General features: G+C 54.2%; 22 protein-coding genes. 7 read left to right on the top strand and 15 right to left on the bottom strand.

The features are described 5' to 3' along the window. Positions 1 to 59 precede the first annotated feature (59 nt). Entirely contained in the window at positions 60 to 2171 is a 2112-nt protein-coding gene (locus tag H142_RS16285; protein ID WP_017931628.1) for an autotransporter outer membrane beta-barrel domain-containing protein, read from the bottom strand. Positions 2172 to 2320: 149 nt separating this feature from the next. Here H142_RS16285 and H142_RS0108140 point away from each other — a divergent pair, with 149 nt between their 5' ends. Further along, positions 2321 to 2953, top strand: coding sequence for a S24 family peptidase (locus tag H142_RS0108140; RefSeq protein ID WP_017931627.1), 633 nt, complete (start codon positions 2321 to 2323; stop codon positions 2951 to 2953). Here H142_RS0108140 and H142_RS0108135 read toward each other — a convergent pair whose 3' ends face one another. Together H142_RS0108135 and H142_RS0108130 are read right to left on the bottom strand one after the other, a co-directional pair. After that, a complete protein-coding gene (locus H142_RS0108135; protein WP_017931626.1) occupies positions 2954 to 4564 on the bottom strand; it encodes a lysine--tRNA ligase in 1611 nt (536 codons plus the stop codon). A gap of 207 nt (positions 4565 to 4771) precedes the next feature. Next, positions 4772 to 4951, bottom strand: coding sequence for a hypothetical protein (locus H142_RS0108130; protein WP_017931625.1), 180 nt, complete (start codon positions 4949 to 4951; stop codon positions 4772 to 4774). Positions 4952 to 5329: 378 nt separating this feature from the next. Between H142_RS0108130 and H142_RS14945 the strand changes: the two genes are divergently transcribed. Next, positions 5330 to 6766 carry a glycosyltransferase family 2 protein gene (locus H142_RS14945; protein ID WP_169331828.1) on the top strand — a complete coding sequence of 479 codons (1437 nt, stop codon included), beginning with the start codon at positions 5330 to 5332 and terminating at the stop codon, positions 6764 to 6766. On the opposite strand, the gene mmsB is transcribed toward H142_RS14945, so the two are convergent. From mmsB to H142_RS0108105, 4 genes are read right to left on the bottom strand one after another with little or no spacing between them, the layout of a single operon-like run. Further along, positions 6660 to 7553: a 3-hydroxyisobutyrate dehydrogenase gene (mmsB, locus tag H142_RS0108120; RefSeq protein ID WP_017931623.1), complete on the bottom strand. Its 894-nt coding sequence runs from the start codon at positions 7551 to 7553 to the stop codon at positions 6660 to 6662. The two genes, H142_RS14945 and mmsB, sit on opposite strands and share 107 nt — an antisense overlap. Positions 7554 to 7562: 9 nt before the next feature. Beyond that, the gene (locus tag H142_RS0108115; protein WP_017931622.1) at positions 7563 to 8702 is read right to left on the bottom strand and encodes an acyl-CoA dehydrogenase family protein; all 1140 of its coding nucleotides are present in this window, start codon (positions 8700 to 8702) and stop codon (positions 7563 to 7565) included. A 17-nt stretch (positions 8703 to 8719) separates the two neighbouring features. Further along, entirely contained in the window at positions 8720 to 9214 is a 495-nt protein-coding gene (locus H142_RS0108110; RefSeq protein ID WP_017931621.1) for a DUF2937 family protein, read from the bottom strand. 33 nt (positions 9215 to 9247) lie between these two features. After that, positions 9248 to 10741 carry a CoA-acylating methylmalonate-semialdehyde dehydrogenase gene (locus H142_RS0108105; protein ID WP_017931620.1) on the bottom strand — a complete coding sequence of 498 codons (1494 nt, stop codon included), beginning with the start codon at positions 10739 to 10741 and terminating at the stop codon, positions 9248 to 9250. 143 nt (positions 10742 to 10884) lie between these two features. On the opposite strand from H142_RS0108105, the gene H142_RS0108100 reads away from it, so the two are divergent. Further along, positions 10885 to 11640 (top strand): TSUP family transporter, encoded by a 756-nt coding sequence (locus H142_RS0108100; protein WP_017931619.1) that lies wholly within the window; start codon positions 10885 to 10887, stop codon positions 11638 to 11640. Here H142_RS0108100 and H142_RS14940 read toward each other — a convergent pair. Together H142_RS14940 and tadA are read right to left on the bottom strand one after the other, a co-directional pair. Beyond that, complete coding sequence (locus tag H142_RS14940; RefSeq protein WP_017931618.1) at positions 11632 to 12672, bottom strand: DMT family transporter; 1041 nt, start codon at positions 12670 to 12672, stop codon at positions 11632 to 11634. The genes H142_RS0108100 and H142_RS14940 overlap by 9 nt on opposite strands. Next, on the bottom strand, positions 12653 to 13144 hold the full coding sequence (gene tadA / locus H142_RS0108090; protein ID WP_017931617.1) for a tRNA adenosine(34) deaminase TadA: 492 nt from the start codon (positions 13142 to 13144) through the stop codon (positions 12653 to 12655). Before tadA ends, H142_RS14940 begins: the two co-directional genes overlap by 20 nt. Before the next feature lie 35 nt (positions 13145 to 13179). On the opposite strand from tadA, the gene H142_RS0108085 reads away from it, so the two are divergent. Continuing rightward, entirely contained in the window at positions 13180 to 14142 is a 963-nt protein-coding gene (locus H142_RS0108085; RefSeq protein ID WP_017931616.1) for a pseudouridine synthase, read from the top strand. Here the strand turns inward: H142_RS0108085 and H142_RS0108080 are convergent, their stop codons facing one another. The 3 genes from H142_RS0108080 to purD form a co-directional block, all read right to left on the bottom strand. Continuing rightward, positions 14143 to 15042, bottom strand: a complete 900-nt coding sequence (locus H142_RS0108080) for an META domain-containing protein (protein WP_017931615.1) — start codon at positions 15040 to 15042, stop codon at positions 14143 to 14145. A gap of 62 nt (positions 15043 to 15104) precedes the next feature. Next, complete coding sequence (locus H142_RS0108075) at positions 15105 to 16430, bottom strand: metal-dependent hydrolase family protein (protein ID WP_017931614.1); 1326 nt, start codon at positions 16428 to 16430, stop codon at positions 15105 to 15107. A gap of 40 nt (positions 16431 to 16470) precedes the next feature. After that, the gene (purD, locus tag H142_RS0108070; protein WP_017931613.1) at positions 16471 to 17742 is read right to left on the bottom strand and encodes a phosphoribosylamine--glycine ligase; all 1272 of its coding nucleotides are present in this window, start codon (positions 17740 to 17742) and stop codon (positions 16471 to 16473) included. A 580-nt stretch (positions 17743 to 18322) separates the two neighbouring features. Here purD and xseA point away from each other — a divergent pair. The 3 genes from xseA to H142_RS14935 are packed head-to-tail and all read left to right on the top strand — an operon-like array spanning position 18323 to position 21110. Next, positions 18323 to 19864, top strand: a complete 1542-nt coding sequence (xseA, locus tag H142_RS0108065; RefSeq protein ID WP_017931612.1) for an exodeoxyribonuclease VII large subunit — start codon at positions 18323 to 18325, stop codon at positions 19862 to 19864. Positions 19865 to 19893: 29 nt separating this feature from the next. Beyond that, entirely contained in the window at positions 19894 to 20115 is a 222-nt protein-coding gene (locus H142_RS0108060; RefSeq protein WP_017931611.1) for a DUF2093 domain-containing protein, read from the top strand. Next, positions 20112 to 21110 (top strand): M23 family metallopeptidase, encoded by a 999-nt coding sequence (locus H142_RS14935; RefSeq protein ID WP_017931610.1) that lies wholly within the window; start codon positions 20112 to 20114, stop codon positions 21108 to 21110. Before H142_RS0108060 ends, H142_RS14935 begins: the two co-directional genes overlap by 4 nt. Before the next feature lie 145 nt (positions 21111 to 21255). On the opposite strand, the gene pstB is transcribed toward H142_RS14935, so the two are convergent. From pstB to pstC, 3 genes are read right to left on the bottom strand one after another with little or no spacing between them, the layout of a single operon-like run. After that, positions 21256 to 22032 carry a phosphate ABC transporter ATP-binding protein PstB gene (gene pstB / locus H142_RS0108050; protein WP_017931609.1) on the bottom strand — a complete coding sequence of 259 codons (777 nt, stop codon included), beginning with the start codon at positions 22030 to 22032 and terminating at the stop codon, positions 21256 to 21258. 11 nt (positions 22033 to 22043) lie between these two features. Beyond that, positions 22044 to 23357 (bottom strand): phosphate ABC transporter permease PstA, encoded by a 1314-nt coding sequence (gene pstA, locus H142_RS0108045; protein WP_017931608.1) that lies wholly within the window; start codon positions 23355 to 23357, stop codon positions 22044 to 22046. After that, positions 23357 to 24616 carry a phosphate ABC transporter permease subunit PstC gene (gene pstC / locus H142_RS14930; protein WP_017931607.1) on the bottom strand — a complete coding sequence of 420 codons (1260 nt, stop codon included), beginning with the start codon at positions 24614 to 24616 and terminating at the stop codon, positions 23357 to 23359. The genes pstA and pstC overlap by 1 nt, the downstream gene beginning before the upstream one ends. Positions 24617 to 24639 lie beyond the last annotated feature (23 nt).

Genomic DNA, 24639 nt, shown 5'->3' with positions numbered 1-24639 from the left:
AGGCCCGCCAAATTTACTCATAATATTTAAAAAGTCCCGTCTGATGCGGGGCTTTTTTGTTAATTAAAACCCTTGCTGAGGGACACACGGAATCCATTGGCTTTAAAATCATCATTGCCGATACCGTCTGAAAATGCAGAGGCTGTTAAGCGCCATCCGGACATTGAGAAGGCATCTATGCCCCCTTCAATCCGCAGCCGCGTTTCACTGCCCAGCACCTCTTCGACATTATCGCCAAAGCTATAAATACCTTCGATCTCGCCATAAGGGCGCAAGACCCATCCGCTGGATAAATTTAAATCACGGTGAATACGCGGCGCAAAGCTAAGCTGTCCCTGATCGGCGTTTTGCCCGGGAATTTGGCTACCCAGACTATCTGTATAGCTGTCACTTTCTTCAGTCAGATATTGAACACCTAATTCAGGGCGCAGGACAACCGATTCAGATAAAGGCAATTCTCCTGTTGCCGTCGCCGCAACCAAAGTCCGGTTCGTCTCAAATGTGTCCGTATAAGTGCCAAATGGAGAAATCTCGTTATCGGATTTACCCCAAGCTACGCGCGCATCAAGAAAAAGATTGGGGCTAACCCGCGCCGTCACATATGGGCCGACCATCCATCCATCACCGCCCAGGCCGCCAATATTGCCATCAAAGTCTATATCATCAACTTGGCCCAATACTCCGATCAGCATATCATCACTAACTTTGATGTCCGCGCCGAGATAATAGATTGAAAAATCGCCGTCGCGGTTTTGTATCGTGAAATTAGAGCGGTACGCTTCGCCCCAAATATCAATTTTACCGCCCGCCAAACCGTCCTTTCCTATTGCCGATAGGCTGCTTGAGGCGCGCATGTCTGAACCCGTGACGCTAAGCGAGACAGGAAGCTTGCGCGATCCGGGCAGAGCAAACCCATTTAGACTCATGCCGGAGCTGCCGCCTGTGCGGTTCTGAAGGCGATCAATTCTGCGCTGCATATCCGGTTGATGGGATAGGATCATCGCATTGCGCACGGTCATGTAATCGCCGATAGCCTGACTCGTGATTGCAACATTGTCTTGAACGGAAATGATCACGCTGTCCGGCGCCGAGGTATCTATCCCGTCACTCACCGTCAACTCAAATATGACGTCTCCACCGCCCGCAGGCGCAGTGAAACTTGGCGAAGCCGTAGTGACATTTTCGAGCGTTACGGACGTACCCGACGTTTGAGTCCAGATATAGGTCAAGGTGTCGTCATCGGGATCTGATGATCCGCTACCGTCGAGCGTAACTGTCATACCGGGAATGATACTGTCTTGATCCACCCCGGCATTTGCCACAGGGGCATTATTTACGGCCTGAAGTGTCACTTGATCCGCTGGGGAGCTAACCGTGCCGTCATTGACCACCAATGAAAATACAATAGGCGTAGCAACAGCCCCGCTCGGTACAGTAAATGTCGGCGATAGAGCTGTCGCATCTGATAATGTTACCGTCGGGCCTGAAACTTGTGTCCATTGATAGGTCAGCGCGTCATTATCAGGATCGGTTGACCCCGAGCCATCTAACGTCGCTGTCGCGCCAACAGCTAATGTCAGTTGGTCGGGTCCTGCCGCTGCTACAGGCGCAGCATTGGCCGCCCGGCATGGCGTATTGCCGGCAGCACCCGGAGGATTATCCCATGTTGTATCGGCAATCATAAACTGGCCGACAATGGCACCACGCGAAAATGTTGCCTGGTAATCAAACACGGTAGGATCGTCTGCCGTGGCTTCCCAGACTGTCCAATACCACGGATTTGCCGGCGTTGGACCATTTGGCCCGGACACATCACTTTGAGTCACGATGCCGGAAATAGCCTCATCTTGACCAGCATATAGCGAGCCGCCACGCAGAAAAGCGAGTGTTGGATTGCCGCGATTATCAGTGCCGCGCGCTATAGTTCCCGTCGCATCAGTGATGCCCGCATAATATCTATCTGTTTGCGAACGTGTATCTGCGGATTGGAAGAGAACGACTTCGCCTAACGTGCCGACTTCGCAAAAGCCGGAGCGCCCGACGGGATAGGCTTGAGTGCCTGTGTAAACACTATTGTCGACAGTAACGGCTGTTGCGGCAAAGCTTATTGATAAAGAGCCAAGGCATAATGCTGTGGATACCAAGAGTTTATTGTGTGAGCGCTGTGTCATTATTTCCCCCATTTAATATCAAATTAAATCTACATTTTATTATCCGACCATACACAATTTTTGCGTGACAACCATCACGCCAAAAAAGAATTGACGAAATAAGAATTTATTCCTATTAGGGGGTTAATGTCAAAATAGGCCGCGCCATTATGTTTGAGCACCGCGATATCTGGAGAGGTTTAGACCTTCTCGCGCACCGGTTTTCTATCTCCACCAGCGCCATGGCGCGCCGCGCGGGACTTGACTCAACGACCTTTAATAAATCCAAACGTAATTCCGGTGACGGCAAGCCGCGCTGGCCCAGCACAGAATCCCTGTCCAAAGTGCTTGAGGCTATGGATGTGGATTTCGAAGATTTTGCAACACTGGTCGCGCTCGGCAAAGGCCGCGTTGGCGGCATGCCTGTTCCGCTCATCGGTCTGGCGCAAGCGGGTAATGATGGTTTCTTTGACGATGCAGGCTTTCCCGTTGGCGGCGGGTGGGACGAAGTGCGTATGCCCGGCGTACGCGACGAAAATACTTACGCGCTGGAGATTTCCGGCAACAGCATGTCTCCCGTCCTGCGCGAAGGCGACCGCGTTTTAATCGCGCCCAATGAGGATGTCCGGCGCGGCGACCGCGTTGTTGTCAAGACGATTAGCGGAGAAGTCATGGCCAAGGAGTTGCGGCGCATGACCGAAAAACGTATTGAACTTATTTCGCTTAATCCGGAATATGAAGACCGCACGCTGGACCGCATTGAGGTCTTGTGGATTGCCCGTATTGTATGGGTCAGCCAGTAATCAAATATTGCTGACCAGCTCGCCGGCCAGAGCGCGGTCGATCAGATCCGCAGTCGCTTTGACACCGTAAATGGCTACGAATGAGCCGAACCGCGGACCCTGCTCTTCGCCAAACAGCACTTCGTACAGCGCTTTAAACCAGTCGCGAAGATTATCATAGTCCGCCGCCTTGCCTGCGCTAAACACTTCGGTTTGAAGTGTTTCCGCGTCGCGCTCATTCTCACCGAGGGACAGCAATCTGGCTTTTAAATCGAGCATAGCCGCACGTTCCATATCGCTTGGCGCGCGGTAATTCTTCGCGGGTTTCACAAAATCAGCGTAATAACGCACCGCATATTCACATAGATCATCCAAAGCAGGCGAGCTTTCAGGCGACGCGCCCGGCACATATTGCTCGATAAACCCCCAGAGAATATCTTTGGAGGACGCATTTGCCGCGCTGACCAAATTCAGCAGCAATGAAAAGCTGATCGGCGGGATGTCCTGCGGCGGTTTTTCATTGTGAATAAACCAGACGGGATTACCCGCCTTTTGCTTTTCATCCTGTCCCGGATAGGCGGAGAGGTGCTGAAAATACTCATCCGTAGCTTTGGGAATCACATCAAAAAATAGGCGCTTGGCCGTGCGCGGCTTGCTAAACATATACAGCGCAAGGGACTCCGGCATAGCGTATTTAAGCCAGTCTTCAACGGCGATTCCATTACCCTTTGACTTGGATATTTTTTCGCCTTTATCGTCGAGAAACAGCTCGTAAACATATTGTACGGGGGGCTGCGCGCCGAGAATTTTACAAATTTTAGAATATAATCCGGCATTAGCCTGATGATCTTTACCGAACATTTCAAAATCAACGCCCAGCGCCGCCCAGCGCATGCCGAAATCCGGCTTCCACTGCATTTTTACATTGCCGCCGGTGACAGACATAGTGATCTCAGAGCCGTCCTCGTCGTCAAATGTAATCTCGCCGGTTTGCGCGTTGACAGTTTTCATTGGCACATAGAGCACGCGCCCAGTACTCGGCGATATGGGCAGAAAGGGTGAATAAGTCGCCTGACGCTCCGGCCCTAATGAAGGCAGCATGACGTCCATAATTTTCTGGTAATTGCGCGCGGCCTTTAACAAAACTTCGTCAAAAACGCCGGAGCGGTATTCTTCTGTGGCGGATTTAAATTCATATTCAAATCCAAAGCCGTCAAGAAACTGCCGCAGCATGTTATTATTATGTCCGGCATAACTATCATGGCAACCAAACGGGTCAGGTACATCTGTCAGCGGCTTGCCTAAATGCTCCGCTAGCATATCCGCATTGGGCATATTATCCGGCACTTTGCGAAAGCCGTCCATATCATCAGAGAAGCAGATCATCCGCGTTTCAATCTTGCCCTCTGAAAGCGCGATGAAGGCTTTGCGCACCATCGTCGTGCGCGCCACTTCACCGAATGTCCCAATATGTGGGAGCCCGGACGGGCCGTATCCTGTCTCGAAAATCACCGGACGGCCGCCGCGGTCAATGCCGCGCTTTTTCTCAATATCCAGACGCTTTAAAATTTCGCGCGCCTGTTCAAATGGCCAGGCTTTACTGCGCATCATGGTCTCGTAGGAAAAAGGCATTATCAGGCTCCGCTGGATTTAAGCGGTGATTAGGCGCGCGGGCTTCGCAGGTCAATAAGACGTATTAGTCGTCTCACCCCTTGGGATTGCACCTATGGCGACGCCATATTTAATTTGCAAGTAATTTGAAATGATAGACCCGGATATGCTTCATATAAATAAAATAAGGCCGCCTCATAAATTACATGCTGCGGCCTTTCTTATTAATTACATCTCTGCCGTAAATTCGGCATAAATATTGCTCATAAGGCTATGTAAGCCATTAAGCGCGTGTGTTGTTGTTTTATCTTCGGGCAGCCCGTCTGATATTTTTTCGAGTATGCCTAATGCACATTCGAATTTGTAGAGGGCCGCTTCTGCGTCCCAAATTGGCTCTATTGATGCCATCTTGACCTCCTAGTAGGTTTAGCTGGTTAGGTCTGGCGGGATGTTAGTAGCGCCCCGTCAGACCGCCTGATTAACCGTTTCTGGTCTACTAATCTATTGGATATTTAAACATGCATTGGCTTTGCAATCACAATGCCCATTTCACGCAGCACTCCTAAGGACTTAGCTGCACGCCGCGCCTTTTCTCAGGCTACGCTGAATTTAAGCGGTGATTAGGCGCGCCGACTGCGCAGGTCAATAAGCGGGCGCAAGCCTCCGTGTGTTTTAAACGCGCCCAGAAGTTTAATGCGTGACGCGTTTTAAATTGCAAAGGCGGTATTTTTCCGCTTTAAGTTTGTCATGTGGGTCCGGGGGGATAGCAGTCAAATTTATGGCGCCATGAGCGCGCGCCATGATTGGTCGTGCGCGCAATTCAGTTTAGGGCTAAAAATACGCGCTACCTTAACCCTCATCGGCCTGCTGATTTGCCTTGGGTTTATTTTTTCGCCGCGCACCGTCATTACATTAGCCTGTCAAATTGCATCCGGCATTATCGTGATCGCCGCCATTTTACGGTGGATGGCGTGCCTCGCGCCGTTGCCCAGAATGCATGTCGCACCGGACGGATTTCACTGGCCAAATTATACAGTTCTCGTTCCATTGCATCACGAAAAAGAAGTTGTTCAAGGCTTAATGTGCGGTCTTAGCGCGCTGGATTATCCGCGCGATAAATTACAAATCCTAATGATTTGCGAGGCGGATGACCACAGCACAATAGCCGCTGTAGAGTCTCATCTGACGACGTTATTTGACATTGTCAGCGTCTTGCCAAGCTTGCCGCGCACCAAACCCAAGGCCATGAATGTCGCGATGAGCCGCGCCACCGGCGAAATTATCACAATCTATGACGCAGAAGACCGTCCCCATCCGCAGCAATTACGGCAGGCCGCTCTGGCTCTTGCCCAAAATTCAAACTTAGCGGCCGTGCAAGCCCCGCTAATCTATTACAATAGCCGTCAGAACTGGCTGACCCGGCAATTCTCGATTGAATATGCCGCTCTATTTCAGGCCATGAACCCATTTTACGCGCGGTGTGGCCTGCCGTTTCCGCTGGGCGGGACGAGTAATCACATGCGGCGTGACGCCCTGGAGGATAGCGGTTTATGGGATCCGCATAATGTCACCGAAGACGCCGATCTTTCGTTTCGTCTGGCGGCCTTTGGGTGGGATATCGGTATGATCGGATACGGCACGCAGGAAGAAGCCGTCAGCAATTTTAAAAACTGGCGCAACCAACGGGCGCGCTGGCTAAAGGGATTTATGCAAAGTTATGGCGTGCATATGCGTAGACCCCTTAAAGGCGGATGGCGGCGCCTGTTTACACTCCAAATCACCCTCGGCCTGACATTAACCGCCGCGTTTCTACATTTTCCCGCTGTATTCGGCTTGCTGGTATATGCGGGTTGGTCTCTAATTTTTGGGCAGCCAACTGCGTTTGATGCCTCTATCTGGGGCACGTTGATATTTGGATATAGCGGCGCATTTGCCTGTAGCGCAGTTGGGGCTGTGAGGGCGGGACAAGGGCATCTGCTGCCATCGCTTTTAACGATGCCGCTCTATTGGTTTTTAATGTTCAGAGCCGCTATTCAGGCGGCCAAAGAACTGATCACGGCGCCGTTTCACTGGAATAAAACCCGCCATGGCGACGCCAAACTTTATGTGCCGGTGACTAGCCAAGCTCACCCTTTATCAGCTTCATTATGCCGGAAAAATCAAGGCCATCATGACCGCCTTTTTCCATCAGCTCATACAGCTCTGCCGCGCGAAGACCCATAGGCGTTGATGCGTTAGCACTCTCGGCAGCGTCTTTGGCCAGCCGCAGATCTTTCAGCATCATCGCGGCCGCAAAACCGGGCTTATAGTCTTTGTTTGAGGGCGCGCTCGGAACCGGCCCGGGCGCCGGGCAATAACTGGTCATGGACCAGTTTTGACCGCTGGCCGTGCTGGAAATATCGTAAAATGTCTGCGCGTCCAAACCCAGTTTTTCAGCCAGATTAAAGGCCTCGCATGTGCCGATCATATGAATGCCCAGCAGCATATTATTGGCAATTTTTGCCACTTGTCCATTACCTGCCGCGCCGGCATGGAAAACATTTTTGCCCATAATATCGAGATAAGCTTTGGCAGCTGCATAGGCCTCATCCGTTCCGCCGCACATAAAGGTCAGCGTCCCCGCCGCCGCGCCCGCAACGCCGCCCGAAACCGGCGCGTCGATCATACGGTACCCTAAATGGGTGGCTTCATTGATGACTTTGCGCGCGGTCGTGACGTCGATTGTCGAGCTGTCGATAAATAAGGCGCCGGCTTTGGCATGGGAAAATATCCCGCCCTCATCGCCATACACCATAGACACATGCCGCCCCGCAGGCAGCATGGTGACAACAATATCGGCGTCAGCCACAGCGGATTTTAACGTGCCGGCGTCTACGCAGCCCTGCTGCGCTGCGCTGGCGCGTGCCGCGTCATTAATGTCAAAGGCGCGCACCTCATGTCCGGCTTTGGCCAGGTTGACCGCCATGCCCATGCCCATATTTCCCAGGCCGATAAATGCGATTGTGGTCATGACTGTCTCCTATTGCCGCAGCATAGAGCGCGAAATAATGACGCGCATAATTTCATTTGTGCCTTCAAGAATTTGATGCACGCGCAGATCGCGCACGATCCGCTCGACTTGATAATCGGCCAGATACCCATAGCCGCCATGAAGCTGCAGAGCGTCATTAGCAATTTTGCTGCCCATATCTGTGGCGAAGCGTTTCGCCATGGCGCAAGCCGCGCCCGCACTTGGCGATTTTTTATCAACCATATCCGCGGCGCGGTAGATCATCAGACGCGAGGCTTCCAGCTCAGTCGCCATATCGGCCAGCTTAAACTGGCTGTTTTGAAACTGCGATATCGCTTTACCAAATTGCTTGCGATCTTTGCTATAAGACAGCGCGGCGTCGAGCGCGGCTTGCGCCCCGCCAAGACTACACGCCCCGATATTGACCCGCCCGCCGTCCAGACCGGACATCGCAAATTTAAAGCCGTCGCCCTCTTTGCCCACCAGGTTTTGCCCCGGGACGCGGCATTCATCCATGATCACCTGCGCGGTGGGCTGGGCATTCCAGCCCATTTTGCGTTCATTGGCCCCGAAGGAAAGCCCGTCAAAATCTTTCTCGACAACGAAGCAGGAAATACCGCCCGCGCCGTCATTAGATGTGCGCGCCATGACGACATAAATATCGCTCCATCCTGCGCCGGATATAAAGGTCTTGGTTCCGGTGATAAGATAATCATTTCCGTCTTTGACGGCTTTGGTGGAGAGCGAAGCCGCGTCACTGCCGCTGCCCGGTTCAGTCAGGCAGTAGCTTGCGATAAGCTCACCTGCCGTCAGGCGCGGGACATATTTCGCGCGCAGCTCATCAGATGCAAAACGGTCGATCATCCATGTCGCCATATTGTGAATGGTCATCATCGCCGTGTGAGAGACATCACCGCGCGCGAGCTGTTCAAACACCAGCGCGCTATCAAGACGCGACAGTGCCGTGCCGCCATGATCCTCGCCGGTATAAATTCCGAGAAAGCCGAGCTGCGCGGCTTTGGCAAACACGTCACGATCCAGGAATTTCTCGCGATCCCATTTTTCCGCATGAGGCGCGAGCTCGGCGTCACTAAACTGGCGCGCCATATCCTGTATCATTGTCTGTTCTTCAGTTAAGGAGAAATCCATATGTACCTCTAATTTTTCTAAGCTCTATGTGCGGCGCGCCGCTTTTTAAAGGGGGCCATGAGGAGCGAGAGCAGCAGCCATCCCAGCGCAAACCCGCCCGCTGCATGGGCTGCGCCGACTGTCGTAACCGGCACAGCAGGCTCATAAATTTCCAGCGTTTCTTCGGCGAGCTGCATATCGCGCTGTGTGGCAAACACCCATAAGCGCTCTGCCGGATTGGCCTTATTCATCGCGGTCAAATGTGCGTTAAGGCGGATATAGCGCGAGATCGTCTGCCCCATACTGTCGCCGCGATCTTCCAAAAAATCATCGCCGGATTTTTGATAGCGCGCCAGCGCGTCATTACGAGACAGCCCGCCTTCATTGGCATCGGCGTCAAACTGCGCGACAACGCGCTCCAGCTCACCAACAGCGCCAGCCAGGCGCTGCCGGTATTGCTGCGCATATTCCGGAAATTGCGAGGCGAAGACACCGCAAATTAAAGCCACAATGAGTGTGAAGAAATTTTTCATTGTTACGCTCGCTGTGCTCGCAAAAAATCCAATCTAAAACCGCGGGATAATAAAGGCGCTGTCTTCGGTCTCGCCTTCGGGCCAGCGCTGGGTGACGGTTTTAACTTTGGTGTAAAAGCGCAGGCCTTCATTGCCATATTGGTTGGCATCGCCAAAGGCGCTGCGTTTCCAGCCGCCAAAACTGTGATAGGCGACGGGCACGGGGATGGGCACATTAATACCGACCATGCCGACTTCGACGCGGTCGGCAAATTCGCGCGCCGCGCGGCCGTTTTGGGTAAATATAGCAACGCCGTTTCCGTATTGATGCTCGGACGGCAGGGCGACAGCCTCTTCGAATGTTTTGGCGCGGACAATCTGCAGCACCGGGCCGAAGATTTCTTCTTTATAAGTTTCCATATCCGGCGTGACATTATCAAGCAAAGTCGGGCCGATGAAAAACCCGTCTTCATAGCCTTGAAGCGTAAAGCCGCGTCCGTCAGCCAGCACGGTCGCGCCTTCGGCCACCGCCTGATCGATCATCGACTCAACGCGTTTCTTGTGCGCTGCCGTCACGACCGGGCCGTAATCAGCCTCCGCGTCCGAAGAGACGCCGACGCGCATGGCTTTCAGCTTGGGCATAAAGGCCTCGAGGAATTTCTCCGCCGTGCCTTCGCCGACCGGGACAACCACCGGCAGCGCCATGCAGCGCTCGCCCGCCGAACCATAAGCCGCGCCGAGAATATCTTTGGCGGCCTGCTCCATATTGGCGTCAGGCATAATGATGCCGTGATTTTTCGCCCCGCCCATGCATTGCGCGCGCTTGCCTGTCGCCGTTGCGCCGCCGTAAACATATTGCGCAATATCGGAACTGCCGACAAAACTGACCGCTTTGATAACGGGATGGGCCAATATAGCATCCACCATTTCTTTGTCGCCGTTTACGACGTTCAGCAGACCTTCCGGCCCGCCCGCTTCAACGAAGAGTTCCGCAAGGCGCATCGGCACGGAGGGGTCTTTCTCAGACGGTTTAATAATGCAGGCATTGCCTGTCGCAATCGCCATGCCAAACATCCACATCGGGATCATGGCGGGGAAGTTAAACGGCGTAATACCGGCGACAACGCCCAAAGGTTTGCGCATCGAGTAAACGTCAATTTCCGGCCCTGCGCCGTACGTATGCTCGCCCTTCTGGCCTTGGGGAATACCGCAGGCAAATTCGATCACATCAATGCCGCGCATAACATCGCCGCGGCTATCCGCGACGACCTTGCCGTGTTCGGAAGACAGCAGCTCGGCCAGCTCTTCCGTATGCTTTTCGACCAACACTTTATAATCAAACATAACGCGCGCACGGCGTTGCGGATTGGTTTGCGCCCAAATTCTTTGCGCTTTAGTGGCGCTCTTAACCGCTTTATCTAGCGTATCAGCACCGGCCAGTTCGACGCGGCGCTGCACCGCGCCTGTATTGGGGTCATAGATATCGTGAAGCCGCGCACCCTTTGCGTTGACATGTGCGCCGTTAATGTAGTGACCGATATTTTGCATGAAATTAAACCCTATGATGTGTTTTCTTGCTTATAACTCATAAGTCACGGCAAAAACACCCCTAGTCATGGCTGTGCGCGCAATATTTTATAGGCTTTACCGCGCTGCATTGCATAAACCACACAAGACGGTAGGAGGACGGCATGAGCGCCCAGATTGCCCTGATAATTGCTATATCCGCCCTGTTCACCGCCTTTGTTAGCGGCGTGTTCGGCATGGCGGGCGGCATGATCTTCATGGGCATTATTGCCGTATATCTGGGCGTCGCGGAAGCCATGGTCGTGCACGGCCTTGTCCAGAGCTTGTCCAATGTGTCGCGCGCAGCGATGCTGAAGCGCCACATACGGTGGGACATCATGATGTTTATCGCGCTGGGCGCATTGCCAGCTATCGCGATCATGGCGATGATTGCCTTTATTCCGGGCAAAGCGCTGCTCTATTTGATGCTCGGCCTGCTGCCATTTTTATTATGGCTTCCCAAAGACAGGCTGGCCTTTGACGCTGCCAAACCCGTTCATGCCATGGCTTGCGGGTTTTTAGTGATGATGCTCAATCTGACCGCCGGCGTAGCCGGGCCTGCGCTGGATTTCTTTTTTATTAAAACAACAATGAACCGAAACCAGATTGTGGCCACCAAAGCCGTGACCATGTTCGGATCTCACATCGTCAAAATATTTTATTTCGGTATTCCGCTTGTCAAAGCGTCAGGTCTGGGCGGGCTTCCCCCGTGGTGGATGTTTGCGTTGGCCGTGCCGCTGACGTTGCTGGGCACATATTTGGGCACGCGGGTTTTACAGCGCCTGTCCGACTTACATTTTAAAAGCTACACTAAATATATTGTGACCGTTATCGGCGTCATTTACCTTTGGCGCGCGGCGGTTTTATACGGGTTAATTTAGCGCGCGTCTTTCCCGGCCTGAATACCAACTATAGGCGCCAATGCCGAATATCGTCAGCCCCGTGCCCAGCGCGTCCACCCCGCCAAAGGGCTCGCCCAGCAGGTAAACCGCAAAACCAATAGTCACAATCGGGCTGATCATCCCGATCATAGATACGGTTTGCGGCCCGATCCGCCCAATCGCCAGATTGACGAGAAAAGACGGAATAATTGTCGACATAATTGCAATCGCAGCGCCGATCAGCCAGATGCGGGGCGGCAAATCCAGAGCCTGCCCCAAAGTTCCGGCAACAGCGTTTTGCACGGTGAAATGCGTCAGAACAGCCGCGCTCGCCGCCATCATGGACAGACAGGTAAACAGCCCCGCCCCCAGCGCAGCAATGAGCGGCTTGGCCAAAAGCTGGAACAGCGCAAATAAAACTGCGCAGCCCAAAATCAACGCGGAACCGAGTGCCACATTATCGCCCGTGGCAATATCTCCGCCCAGATATATGATCCCGATCCCGACATAAGCCAGCATGGCGAGTGAAGCGCTGCGAAGCGACAAGGCGGCGCCGAAAAACAACGCTCCGAGGATTAATACAAAGGCCGGATAGGTAAACAGCAACAGTCTTTCCAGTTGCGCCGTGATGAATTTCAGTCCGTTAAAATCCAGATAGGGGCAGATGTAATAGCCCAGACAGCCCAGCATAAGCGCGCTAATGACGGCGCGGGGCGGCAATGTCTTAGGAGTCGCCTGCCGCTTGCGTTTGCGAAGAAGTGCGCCAAAAATAAATAGATAAACCGGGAGCGCAAAGGCCATCCGCAGAGCCATTAAGGTTATAGCGTCAACGTCTAAACTACCGGCCTGATCGCTCATATAAGCCAGCTTGATCAGTATCGCTTTCAGCGAAAACAAAGCTGCGCCAACACCCGCAAATATTATGCCCAGACCAAAACCTGTGCGCTCAACATCCTCGCCCCCCTCATTATCACCTGAGCCCCATTGCGGCGCAGTCAGCATAGAGCGAAGATTAAATTGACGTATTATCATTTTTTCTTTTTCGGCGGGCTTGGAAAAAAGCTTTCAGCATGTGCGCCGCATCCCCGGCCATAACCCCGCCTGTAACATCAGGGCGATGGTGACAAGACGGACTGTCAAAAAAGCGCGGGCCATTAATGACCGCCCCGCCTTTGACGTCCGCAGCGCCGAAGACAACGCGTCCCAGACGCGCGTGACTTATGGCCCCGGCGCACATGGTGCACGGCTCCAGCGTCACATAAAGCGTCAGTCCGGTGAGACGGTAATTCTCTATGGCTTTGGCCGCGGCGCGGATAGCCGCAATTTCGGCATGACCCGTGGGGTCATGGCCGCTGATCGGGTGGTTATGGGCGGAGGCGATAATGTCGCCGCTCTCAGGGTCAACAATGAGCGCGCCGACAGGGACTTCCCCCGCGCGAGCGGCGCTTTGGGCTTGGCTCAGCGCCAGTTTCATATATGCATCATCAGATAAGGGCTCACGCATAGCGGCCCTGTCACTCAAAACGCATAGGATTGCAAGTGGACGCCCCTAAAGAAAACGCGCAGCGCATCGCTAAAGTCATTGCCCGCGCCGGTCTGGCCTCGCGCCGCGCCGCCGAACGCATGATCGAAGAGGGCCGCGTGCGCCTGAACGGCAAATTGCTAACAACGCCTGCCATTACGGTCACAGAGGCCGATACGGTCGAAGTTGACGGCGTTCCAATCGGCGAAAAAGAGCCGCCGCGCCTATGGCGTTATCATAAGCCGCCGGGTCTTTTGACGACCAATAATGATCCCAAAGGCCGCGCGACGATCTATGAAAAACTCCCCGAAGACCTGCCGCGCGTCATCTCAGTTGGGCGTTTGGATATGCCGTCTGAAGGCCTGCTTCTGCTGACTAATGATGGCGAACTGGCCCGCGCCCTGGAGCTGCCCGCAACAGGGTGGAGTCGCCGCTACCGCGCCCGTGCCTATGGCCAGGTCGAGCAATCTGAGCTGGACACGTTGATGGATGGCATTATCATTGACGGCGTTCCCACCGGGCCGATTGAAGCCACATTAGAGAGCCAAAAAGGCGATAACGCCTGGATCGCCGTGTCTATCCGCGAAGGTAAAAACCGCGAAGTGCGCCGCGCCTTTGAGAGCCTCGGCCTGACCGTCAACCGCCTTATCCGCATCAGCTATGGCCCGTTCCAATTGGGGCAACTCGCGCGCGGCGGCGTCGAAGAAGTCAAACGCAGCATTTTGCGCGATCAGGTCGGAAATTTAGTCGAGATTCCCAAAGGCCGCCCTCAACCGACAAAGCGCCCGGCCCGCCCGCCAAGACGCGGCACCAATGCCAGCTCTAAAGCGCGCGCCGGAAAGCCCAATGCCGACAAACATCAAGGCCCTGAATTAGGGAATAAATCCGGGATGAAAAAATCATCGCGCCCCGCCAAATCCAACCGCTCAAAACCGGGCGGCAGCAAAAGCTCAAGCTATAAGCCTAAGGGTCCGCGTTGATTATTGCGCTTGAACGGTCGGCGCAGGGTTTTTGCTTAGTACATACTGCGTTTCACCGGATGTGACGTGAACTGTGTCACCAAGGCGCGCATAGCGGTTACCGTTTCTGATCAGCGCCATAACAGCATTAGATATAACGGCCGGGTCGCCGTGACATCCCGCGGTCGAACTCATAAAACTACCGAAATGCGCAATCCCGGACAACAGATTATATGTCGTCGAAAACCGGTTGCATCCGTCATACCCGCTAATCACTCCGTCTTTATCAAACTTGATATGATAGGAAATTATAGATTTAAATTTCGGGTTTTTTCCGTCAATTTTTTCGATAACCCAATCGCCCTCTATCTGTTCGAGCAACCCGGGGTCGCTGCGCGCAAGGTCGCGCGCATAATAGCTATCGTCCAGTTGCGTCCCCATAAAAACGGTATCCGGTAGAATGCATTTTTCAGCTATTCCTAAGTCGTCCGGGTTCATCCGTTCCGGCGAAAACGTACCATATCCGCCATTTGTTATGATCGGCACGCCGGGCGGATAGACCCGTCCCGCAAAAATTGCGCTGCCCGTTTCGGCATCCCATCGCGTCACGCCAGCCGGCATGCGGGGCATCAATTTATGATCGCCCATATTGAGTACGAAACAGCCATTCTCAACCGTCAAAGTGCCTGTGACGAGAGCCTGAACTTCAACCTGGCCAGGCTGGTAGTCATAGCTTAGAAACTCCGGCTGCGCCGGGGCATCTGTCACAGCTATATCGCCATCCACAGATCTTTTACCGACGATGTCACGCTCTTGCTGCGCAGTGTTCTCATCAGACTTATTTTCGCCAGACTGTGAAGGCGAACACGCGGACAGAGCAAGACCTAACGCAATTGCTGGGACTAAAAAGCTATGTTTCATAGCTTAATGTTATGATATTACGCCACTCCGTACAGCAAAAAAAGCAGTTATAGGGACTCACCCTACTCTTCGTGCTTATAGACCTCACCGCCCTTCATCACGAAATCAACATCTTGCAGCTCGGAAATATCGACGCGCGGATCGCCATTTACAGCGATAATATCAGCGTGTTTTCCCGGCTCTAAAGTGCCGATCTTATCGCCCATTTCAATGTGCCTCGACGCGGTCACAGTCGCGGCGCGAATCGCCTCTTCCCCGCTCATACCGGCGGCGACCATATAGACGAATTCCTGGGCATTATCGCCATGCGCGGAGACGCCCGTATCCGTGCCAAAGGCAATTTTCACCCCGCCCTCATAAGCGGTGCGCAGCATATCCTGCATTTGCGGCCCGACTTCGAGCGCTTTTTGGCGTGAGTTCGGCGGCAGCCAGTCCGTATTTTCCGCCCAGTCGACAACCGTCATCCCGGCGAGAACCGTCGGCACTAATACGGCGTTATATTGCTTGAACAGACGCACAGTCTCATCGTCCAGATATGTGCCGTGCTCGATCGATTTGACGCCCGCTTTCAGCGCGCTTTCAATGCCCGTCTTACCATGCGCGTGGGCCGTGACTTTGCGGCCCATTTTTTCGGCCGCTTCGACGATCGCGTCCAGTTCATCATTGAAGAACTGCTGCTCTGTTCCGGCATTTGTGTTAGACAGCACCCCGCCTGTGGCCGTGATTTTAATGACGTCTGCGCCGCGTTTGACAGCCAAACGCGCCGCGCGGCGGCAATCATCGGGGCCGTCGCATACCGTCTCGGGGCGCATCATATCGGTGATGCTGACAAGATAACCATGCGCGTCGCCATGCCCGCCGGTGATTGATACGGCGGAGCCTGATGCGCGAATATGCGGCCCGACCATTTTGCCGGAATTAACCGCGCGGCGCAGCGCAAATATTTCCGGCGGGCCGCCGACATCCTGCACGGCGGTAAAGCCTGCCATGAGAGTTTTGCGCGCATTGATCGCGCTATCAAAAGCAGTATCGCCGCTCTCTTTGGTGACGCCGTCAAGACGCGCATTCGGGTTCCATTCACTGGATAAATGCACATGACTATCGATCAATCCGGGCAGCACGTAATCGTCTTTCAAATCGATAATAGTAGCCCCGTCACGGAGGATATATCCGTCAATGATCTCGGCAATCTTGCCGTCTTTGACAACAATCGTAACGCCTGTCAGCGTGCGCTGTCCGGGCACGGCCATAACTGTTCCGGCATGGATCAGAGTCTCCTGACCAGCGTCCGGCTTTGTATCATTATGAGCCAATGCCGTCGGTAACAATGTCATCGCCAGCACAGCCAGCCCCGCAGCACAGCCCACGAGTTTTGATTTTGAAGTCATAGTAATCCCCTTGATTTGTTATCTTTATTCGTGATTTGGCCTAGAGCGCCCGCCAGGCAATATCGCGACGGCAAAAGCCTTCCGGCCAGTCAATATCTTCGTCAATCGCGGCGTAAGCGCGGCGCACTGCCTCGGCCAATGTCTCGGCCTGAGCGGTGACGCTAAGCACGCGGCCGCCGGACGCCTCTAGCGAGCCGCCCTCGCCCGCGCGGGTTCCGGCGTGAAACACCATAACGCCCTCTCGCCTGTTGGCCGCGTCCAGACCTTTAATCATGCTGCCTTTATCATAGCGCCCCGGATAGCCTTTGGCGCACATGACGACATTCACCGTCGGGGCGTTCGTGAAGTGCGGCGCAGGCGCGGCGTTCAGCTTACCCGTGGCGGCGGCGTAGAGAAGCTGCCCTAAATCGGACTGCATCATACGCATGATGACCTGGCATTCGGGGTCACCGAAGCGGATATTATATTCAATCAGTTTCGGCCCGCCCGCAGTGATCATCAGCCCTGCAAACAAGACGCCTGTAAACGGATATCCGTCCGTAGCCATCCCCGCCATAGTCGGGGCGATGATTTTGTCCATCACCTGATTTTCAATATCTGCGGTAAAAACCGGCGCAGGAGCGTAGGCGCCCATGCCGCCCGTATTGGGACCGCTGTCGCCGTCGCCGACGCGTTTGTGATCCTGCGCTGCAATAAGCGGCACGGCGCGCACCCCGTCACAGACCGCGAAAAAGCTCGCTTCTTCGCCGGACATAAACTCTTCGATAATTACCCGCTGTCCGGCCGCGCCGAATTTACCGCTAAGATAAGCGTCCAGTTCTGCATGGGCGTGTTCCAATGTTTCCGCAATCGTGACGCCTTTCCCTGCCGCAAGGCCGTCCGTTTTCAAGACGTAAGGCGGCTCCATTGTGCTGAGAAATGCTTTGGCTTTATCAGGGTCGGTAAATACGCCATAGCGCGCCGTCGGAATATTATGACGCGCGCAGAAATCTTTCATAAAGGCTTTGGAGCTCTCAAGCTGCGCGGCGTCCTGCGTCGGGCCGAAGACGGCAATGCCGCGCGCGGTCAGAGCATCTGTAATACCGATGGACAGGGGCTGCTCCGGCCCGACGATAACAAATTCAATGTCTATGTCTTTACAAAAGGCGAGTATGGCAGGGATATCATCCACCGCCATATCGATACATGTCGCGACATCGGCAATGCCCGGATTACCCGGCGCGCAGTATAGCGTGCTTACCAGATCGCTCTGCGATAATTTCCACGCCAGCGCATGTTCGCGTCCGCCGCCACCCAATAAAAGTGTTTTCATATCATCCCCGCTTCGCACTGTCTTTAAGCCTCTCTCGCGCTAATGGCGAGAGAGAAAGAAAAATGTAATGGGATTAAGAGCAAGTGTAGCGCGTAAAAAGGCCCAATCCATTTTCACAGCATCATATATGTCCCATAAAACCGCATTTTGAAAAATAACAATCCCCGCCTCTCGCTTTGCCCCTATCTTTAAGCTGTTCTTATCTCATTGGGCAGGCAAGCGTACGTTGGCTGGCTGGAGATGAGGCGGTGTTGGGATGATCTGTGGCTTAACGTGCCGCGCGGACTCCCGCCAGTGAGAGCTAGAACGGCAAACCCCGGCTCATAGCCGCTGGCAAAGACATTGCTGTGCTGCGTCTTTGTGAAAAAGGGCGCATGTCGAAACTGCGGGGTCACATCCGGAGGGACGGCAGGGACTTTGATAAACGAAATTACATTTTTAGCTCAGGTACTCCTGTTTAACAAAGTCCCGCACAGACAGCCCTCTTTAAATAACGAAACAAAGGACATAATGACTACAGCAAATCCATAGACCGCCTGCGCCGAACGGGTTAATCAAGCGACTCGTAAATTGAGCTGTCATGTCAAACACGCCCGAATATTCCGTTTCCGAACTTGCTTTTGCGCTGAAACGCACAGTCGAGGAAACCTATGGCCGCGTACGGGTACGCGGCGAGCTCGGCCGTGTCACCGTGGCCAAATCAGGTCATTGCTATCTGGACATCAAAGACGACAAGGCCGTGATTAACTCGATCATCTGGAAAGGCGTGATGTCGCGCCTGCCTGTGGCGCCCGAAGAGGGCATGGAAGTGATTTGCGAAGGCAAATTATCGACCTATCCGGGACGCTCTAATTACCAGCTGATTATCGATAATCTCGAGCCCGCCGGACAGGGCGCGCTAATGGCGCTATTTGAAAAGCGCAAAAAAATGCTGGCCGCAGAAGGCTTATTTGCCGCCGAGCGCAAACGCGAGCTTCCATTTCTGCCCAAAGTTATTGGCGTTGTAACATCTCCGACCGGTAGCGTTATCCGCGATATTTTGCACCGCATCGAAGACCGTTTTCCGGTTCATATTTTAGTCTGGCCCGTCCTTGTGCAGGGCGACCGCGCCGCAGAGCAAATCACAGCGGCGATTAACGGCTTTAACGCTATTGACCCAGGATATGGAGTCCCGCGCCCTGACGTGATTATCGTCGCGCGCGGGGGCGGATCGCTCGAAGATTTGTGGTGCTTTAACGAAGAAAGCGTCGTCCGCGCGGCGGCCGATTCTGACATTCCGCTGATCAGCGCGGTAGGGCACGAGACCGACTGGACGCTGATTGATTATGTCGCCGATTACCGCGCGCCGACGCCGACAGGGGCCGCCGAAGTCGCCGTGCCCGTTCGCGCCGATTATCTGGAAACATTATCAGACTATGAGACGCGGCTTCGCCGGGGCCTGACGCGGTTAGTGGCCGATAAAGCCAATCGGTTAAAAGCCGAGCGTCTGCCCCGCGCCGAGACATTGCTGGAGCGCTCAATACAGCGCCTTGATTTGGCAAGCGCGAAGTTTCCGACCGCGCAAAATCTATTCATGAACTATCGTGAGCGTCTTAGCGAAATTTCCGCGCGTCTGCCGCAGCTGACGCAGATCACTCAAGGCGCGCAACGCCAGCTATCCGACCTGTCGGCGCGGCTGACCCCAGCCCTGCGTATGGGGCTGTCGCGTCACCGCAGCGCGCTATCATCTTTGCGTTTATCGGCTTCGGGCCTGACCCGCCAAACCGCGCAGGCAGGCGAACGCCTATCGCGCATGACCGACCGTATGGCCCGCGCCGCCCGGCAGGATCTGGATCGCAAGTCAAAGCAGCTCTCCCGCGAAGCCGCCCTGCTGGACGCCTTTAGCTATCAGGCGACGCTGGCCCGCGGCTACGCTCTGGTCAGCGATGAGAGCGGCGCGGTTGTGCGCGACGGCGCGGCATTATCCGTCAATGACGCTGTTAGCCTGACCTTTGCGCGCGGCGTCACACGCGGCGCCGTGATCACGGACAGCACGCCTATAAAGCCAAAACCTAAACCCAGAAAAACACCGAAAAAAACACAGAAAAAGAAAACCGACCAATCACAGATGGGACTCTTTTAGTTTTGCCCGCGCGGCTGTAAGGTATAATTATGAACTCAGGACCTAATTTTTCCGGCGAAGCGAAAATTCACTACGCCACCCCCGATTACATGATCATGGAACCGGGCGCCTATGTGCTGTGCGCCGTTACAGGCGAGCGCATTCCCGTTGACCAATTGAAATATTGGTCAGAGGATTTGCAGGAAGCCTACTGCACGGGAGAGGCCAGTTGGTCACGCTGGAAAGAGACAAATTTGAAAGATAGCGCATGATCCGCACCATGGTTTTTGCGGGCATTATCGCCCTCGCCGCCTGTAGTAGCGAAGCGCAAGATAGCGCTAAGACGCAGGATGTTCCCGCGCCGCAGATCAAACCGATTGCTGCCAAAGCTGCGCAAGTTGCTGAACCTCACAGTGAACCTTTGCACGATGCGCAATCATCGTCCCCAAATCCAGACGCTGCGCCGAAAAAAATGGATTGGAGCAAGCCTCTCACCTGTGTCGGTCAGGCCGTTCAAGGCGGCGCATTACTTTGCCGCACCTATGGCAGCACTTATGTGACCCTTGGCGGCACAAAAGTCCAGTCAGACGGCAGCGGACAGGTTATATTAGGGTTTGACCGTGACGCCCCATCTACAGTGACGGCTAAGCTGGTTGATCCGGGTGGACACAGCTATTCACAAACCTTTGACGTTAAGGCCCGCGAGTGGGATATCTCGCGCATTGACGGTTTGCCGAAAAATCAGGTCAGTGAATATACCGCCGAGGAGCTAAAGCGCATTCGCGCGGCAACCGCGCGTAAAAAGATCGGCTTTGCCAGTCAAGAGCCTGTTGTGCGCCTCACCTCTGATGGATTTGAGAGCCCCGTTAAAGATTATATCAAGACCACTAATTTCGGCGCGCAACGTATTTTGAACGGTATTAAAAAACGCCCGCATTACGGGGTTGATATGGCCGCGCCTGCCGGCACGCCGATCACCGCGCCCGCAGACGGCGTCGTCAGCCTCGCTGATATGGATATGTATTTTGAAGGCAGCCTAATCATGATTGATCACGGTCAGGGCCTAATCAGCTATTATATGCATATGCAGGACGTCTTGGTGGAGCCGGGGCAGATTATAAAAACCGGTGATGTGATTGGCAAAATCGGGACGCGCGGCCGCTCGACAGGGCCGCATCTGTGCTGGCGCCTGAAATGGCGCGGACAAAATCTTGACCCCGAGCTACTCACGAAATGGCCGGATCAGGTGCAGCTGTCCCAAGATTAATCCACGCCTGCCCAGACCAGTTTATAACTGCCCTGCGGCTTTAAGCTGCGAGTCAAAATTGTTCAGATTTAAGAGACGTCTGTAAAAACGGACGGGTTGCCCGTTGTCAGACTCCGACGACAATCCGGGCAATTTAGGCCGCAGCTTAGCCGGTGCGGCCCATGATATAGTCTTGAGTCCTCAACTCTGCCGGATTGGTAAATATTTGGTCTGTTTCGTCATATTCAACCAAATCGCCCATATGGAAAAACGCAGTCTTTTGCGAGATCCGCGCGGCCTGCGCCATAGAATGGGTAACAATGACGATACAGAATTTTTCTTTCAGCTCTTCGATCAGGACTTCGAGCTTTGCTGTGGCGATAGGGTCAAGCGCGCTGGCGGGTTCGTCCATCAAAATGACTTCGGGGCTGACGGCAATGGCGCGCGCAATGACGAGGCGCTGCTGCTGGCCGCCGGACAGGCCGGTGCCGCTATCTTTCAGGCGGTCTTTGACCTCGTCCCACAGACCGGCGCGTTTCAGGCTGTTATGGACTATTTCATCAAGGTCGGCTTTGGACTCCGCCAGACCGTGAATGCGCGGGCCGTAAGCGACATTGTCATAAATCGATTTTGGAAAGGGATTTGGCTTTTGAAAGACCATGCCGACGCGCGCGCGCAGCAGCACAGGATCCAGTCCGGGCGCGTAAATATCCTCGCCGTCCATACGGATATCGCCCGTGACCGCGCATCCGGGAATAGTATCATTCATGCGGTTAAAGACGCGCAGGAAGGAAGATTTTCCGCAGCCCGACGGGCCGATAAAGGCCGTCACGCTGCGGTCGGCAATTTCAATATCAATGCCCTTAACGGCCTCTTTACCGCTATAAGACACCCGCACATCGCGGCAGGTAAATTTGATATTTTTCGACGTATTTTCTGTCATGAAATGTCCTGTTACCAGCGCTTTTCGAGGCGGCTACGAAGCCAGATGGCAATACCGTTCATCGTGACCAGCACCATAAGGAGAATAATAATCGCTGCGGATGTGCGCTCTGACCAGGCCTGCTCTGCGCTATCTGACCAGAGGTAAATTTGGACAGGCAGTGCCGTGGCAGGTTCGGTCAGGCTGGACGGAATTTCGGTAAGAAAGGCGACCATGCCGATCATCAATAGCGGCGCGGTTTCGCCCAAAGCCTGCGCCATACCAATTATAGAACCGGTCAAAATCCCCGGCGCAGCCATAGGCAGCTTGTGATGAAAGACGGCCTGAACATGGGACGCGCCGACCGATAATGCGCCGTCTCGGATGGACGGCGGCACAGCGCGAAGAGCCGAACGGGTCGCAATAATAATGGTAGGAAATGTGCGCAGAGCCAGAACAATGCCGCCAACAATCGGCGCGCTTCGCGGCATGCCCGCCCAGTTGAGAAGCACAGCCAGACCTAGAAGGCCAAAGACAATTGAAGGAACAGCGGCAAGGTTATTGATGTTGATCTCGATAAAATCGACGGCTTTGTTTTTAGGCGCAAATTCGTCCAGCCAGATCGCAGCGCCGACGCCGACAGGAAATGCCAGTAGAAAAGTCACAAACATGGTCATCAGCGAGCCGACAAAGGAGCTGGCAATGCCCGCCAATTCAGGGTCACGACTATCCGTACTAAATAGAAGGCGTTTGTTAAATCCGGCTTTTATCTCGCCGCTCTGTCGCAGGGTTTTTACCCAAGCAATCTGACGGTCGGAAATCTTGCGCTGCACTTCAGGCACATCAACGTTCAGATTGCCTTTGAGATACTGGTCCACAATATCGGATGTCGGGATGCGCACGGTTATGGTCTGCCCGACCATCGCCGGATCTTTAAACACCATTTGGCGTATATAGTTCGGCCCGCCGGAGGTCGACATAATATCGAAGTTCTGCCGCTTGGCGGCGCGCTGATCAGCCGAGGACAGGCCTTCAATATCCGGGAAGCGTGTAAACATCGCCTCTTGCATAATGCGGCGGTAATTGGCCCTGCGCAGCGTGTCCGGATCTCGCGACCCATTTGGCGCGAGAATACTTTCGGTCAGCTCGACCTCAAGCGTCAGGCTATGCTGATAAAAGGCTTTATAGCCTGTGCCAATAATTGAGCCGAGCAGCCAGGCTAGCGCGCACATCGCAAAGACGATGGCGGCAATACCGAAGGCGCGGAATATAGCTTCGCTACGGCGGCGTTTTTTCAGACGGGCAAGGGCGCGCACGCCGGCATGTATGGACGGTTGATTGGCCATCAATCATATCTCTCGCGGTAACGGCGCACAATAATAAGCGCGATAACATTTAGGATTAACGTGATGACAAACAGCACCAGCCCAAGCGCAAATGCCGATAACGTCTTGGCTGTATCAAATTCTGTGTCGCCGGTGAGCAGTGCAACGATCTGGACGGTGACAGTGGTTACAGCTTCGAACGGATTGGCGGTCAGATTAGCCGCGCGGCCCGCCGCCATGACCACGATCATCGTCTCGCCAATGGCGCGGCTAACGGCCAGCAGGAGCGCGCCGATAATTCCGGGCAGCGCGCCGCCAAAAACGACTTTGATCATCGTCTCAGACCGCGTTGCGCCAAGCGCATATGAACCGTCACGCAAAGATTGCGGCACGGCATTAATGACGTCGTCTGACAGAGAGGAAATAAATGGAATAATCATCACGCCCATGACTGAGCCGGCGGCAATGGCGCTTTGTGTCGGGACGGACGCGCCGAGAGACTCAGCGAAGCTGCGAATGGTCGGGCCGACCGTCAGCAGCGCGAAATAGCCATAAACAACAGTGGGAACGCCGGCCAGAATTTCAATAGCGGGCTTAACGATAGAGCGCGTACGTTTAGACGCATATTCAGACAGATACATGGCAATCATCAGGCCGGTCGGCGCAGCAATACTGATCGCGACCAGCATAACGAGGAATGTCCCGGCGAAGACCGGAACCGCGCCAAAGGCGCCTGATTGCCCGGCCTGATCTTCGCGCAAAGCGGTTTGCGGCGACCATTGCAGGCCCGTGAGAAAATCCAGAACAGGCACGTCTTTGAAAAAGCGCAGGCTTTCAAATAAGAGAGACAGGACAATCCCGATGGTCGTCAGAACCGCAATAGTGGAGCAAATTACGAGACCTGATTTTATCGCGAATTCGACAACATTGCGGGCTTTGAAATTGGCCCGGATTGTTGTGCGCGTATAGGCAAAGGCCAGTCCGGCCAGCACGACAATTAACGCGATTACGAGCCATCCCGGCAATCCGGCAATAACGCCGCCAATCATCACGCCGAACGCCAGCAAGGTAACCAAGCCCGCAGCGAAGACGCCGTGGAAATTCGGTCTTGAATGGAATGAACGGCTTATTTCATTAGTAACAGTGCCTGCGGCCACGTGCATTGCACGGCGCTTGGCCGACATATAGGCCAAAACGCCCATAGCCGCGATGAGCGCGCAATAAGCAGGGATAGAAAATTCCATGAAAGTACGGCCGGTCAGAAGTGAACGGGGCGGCATTCATCACCGCCCCTTTGGAAAGG

It is taken from the genome of Robiginitomaculum antarcticum DSM 21748 (assembly GCF_000365025.1).
GTDB lineage: Bacteria > Pseudomonadota > Alphaproteobacteria > Caulobacterales > Maricaulaceae > Robiginitomaculum > Robiginitomaculum antarcticum.
The sequence above is the reverse complement of the archived record's forward strand: the minus strand, read 5'-3'. Positions and strand labels throughout refer to the sequence as shown.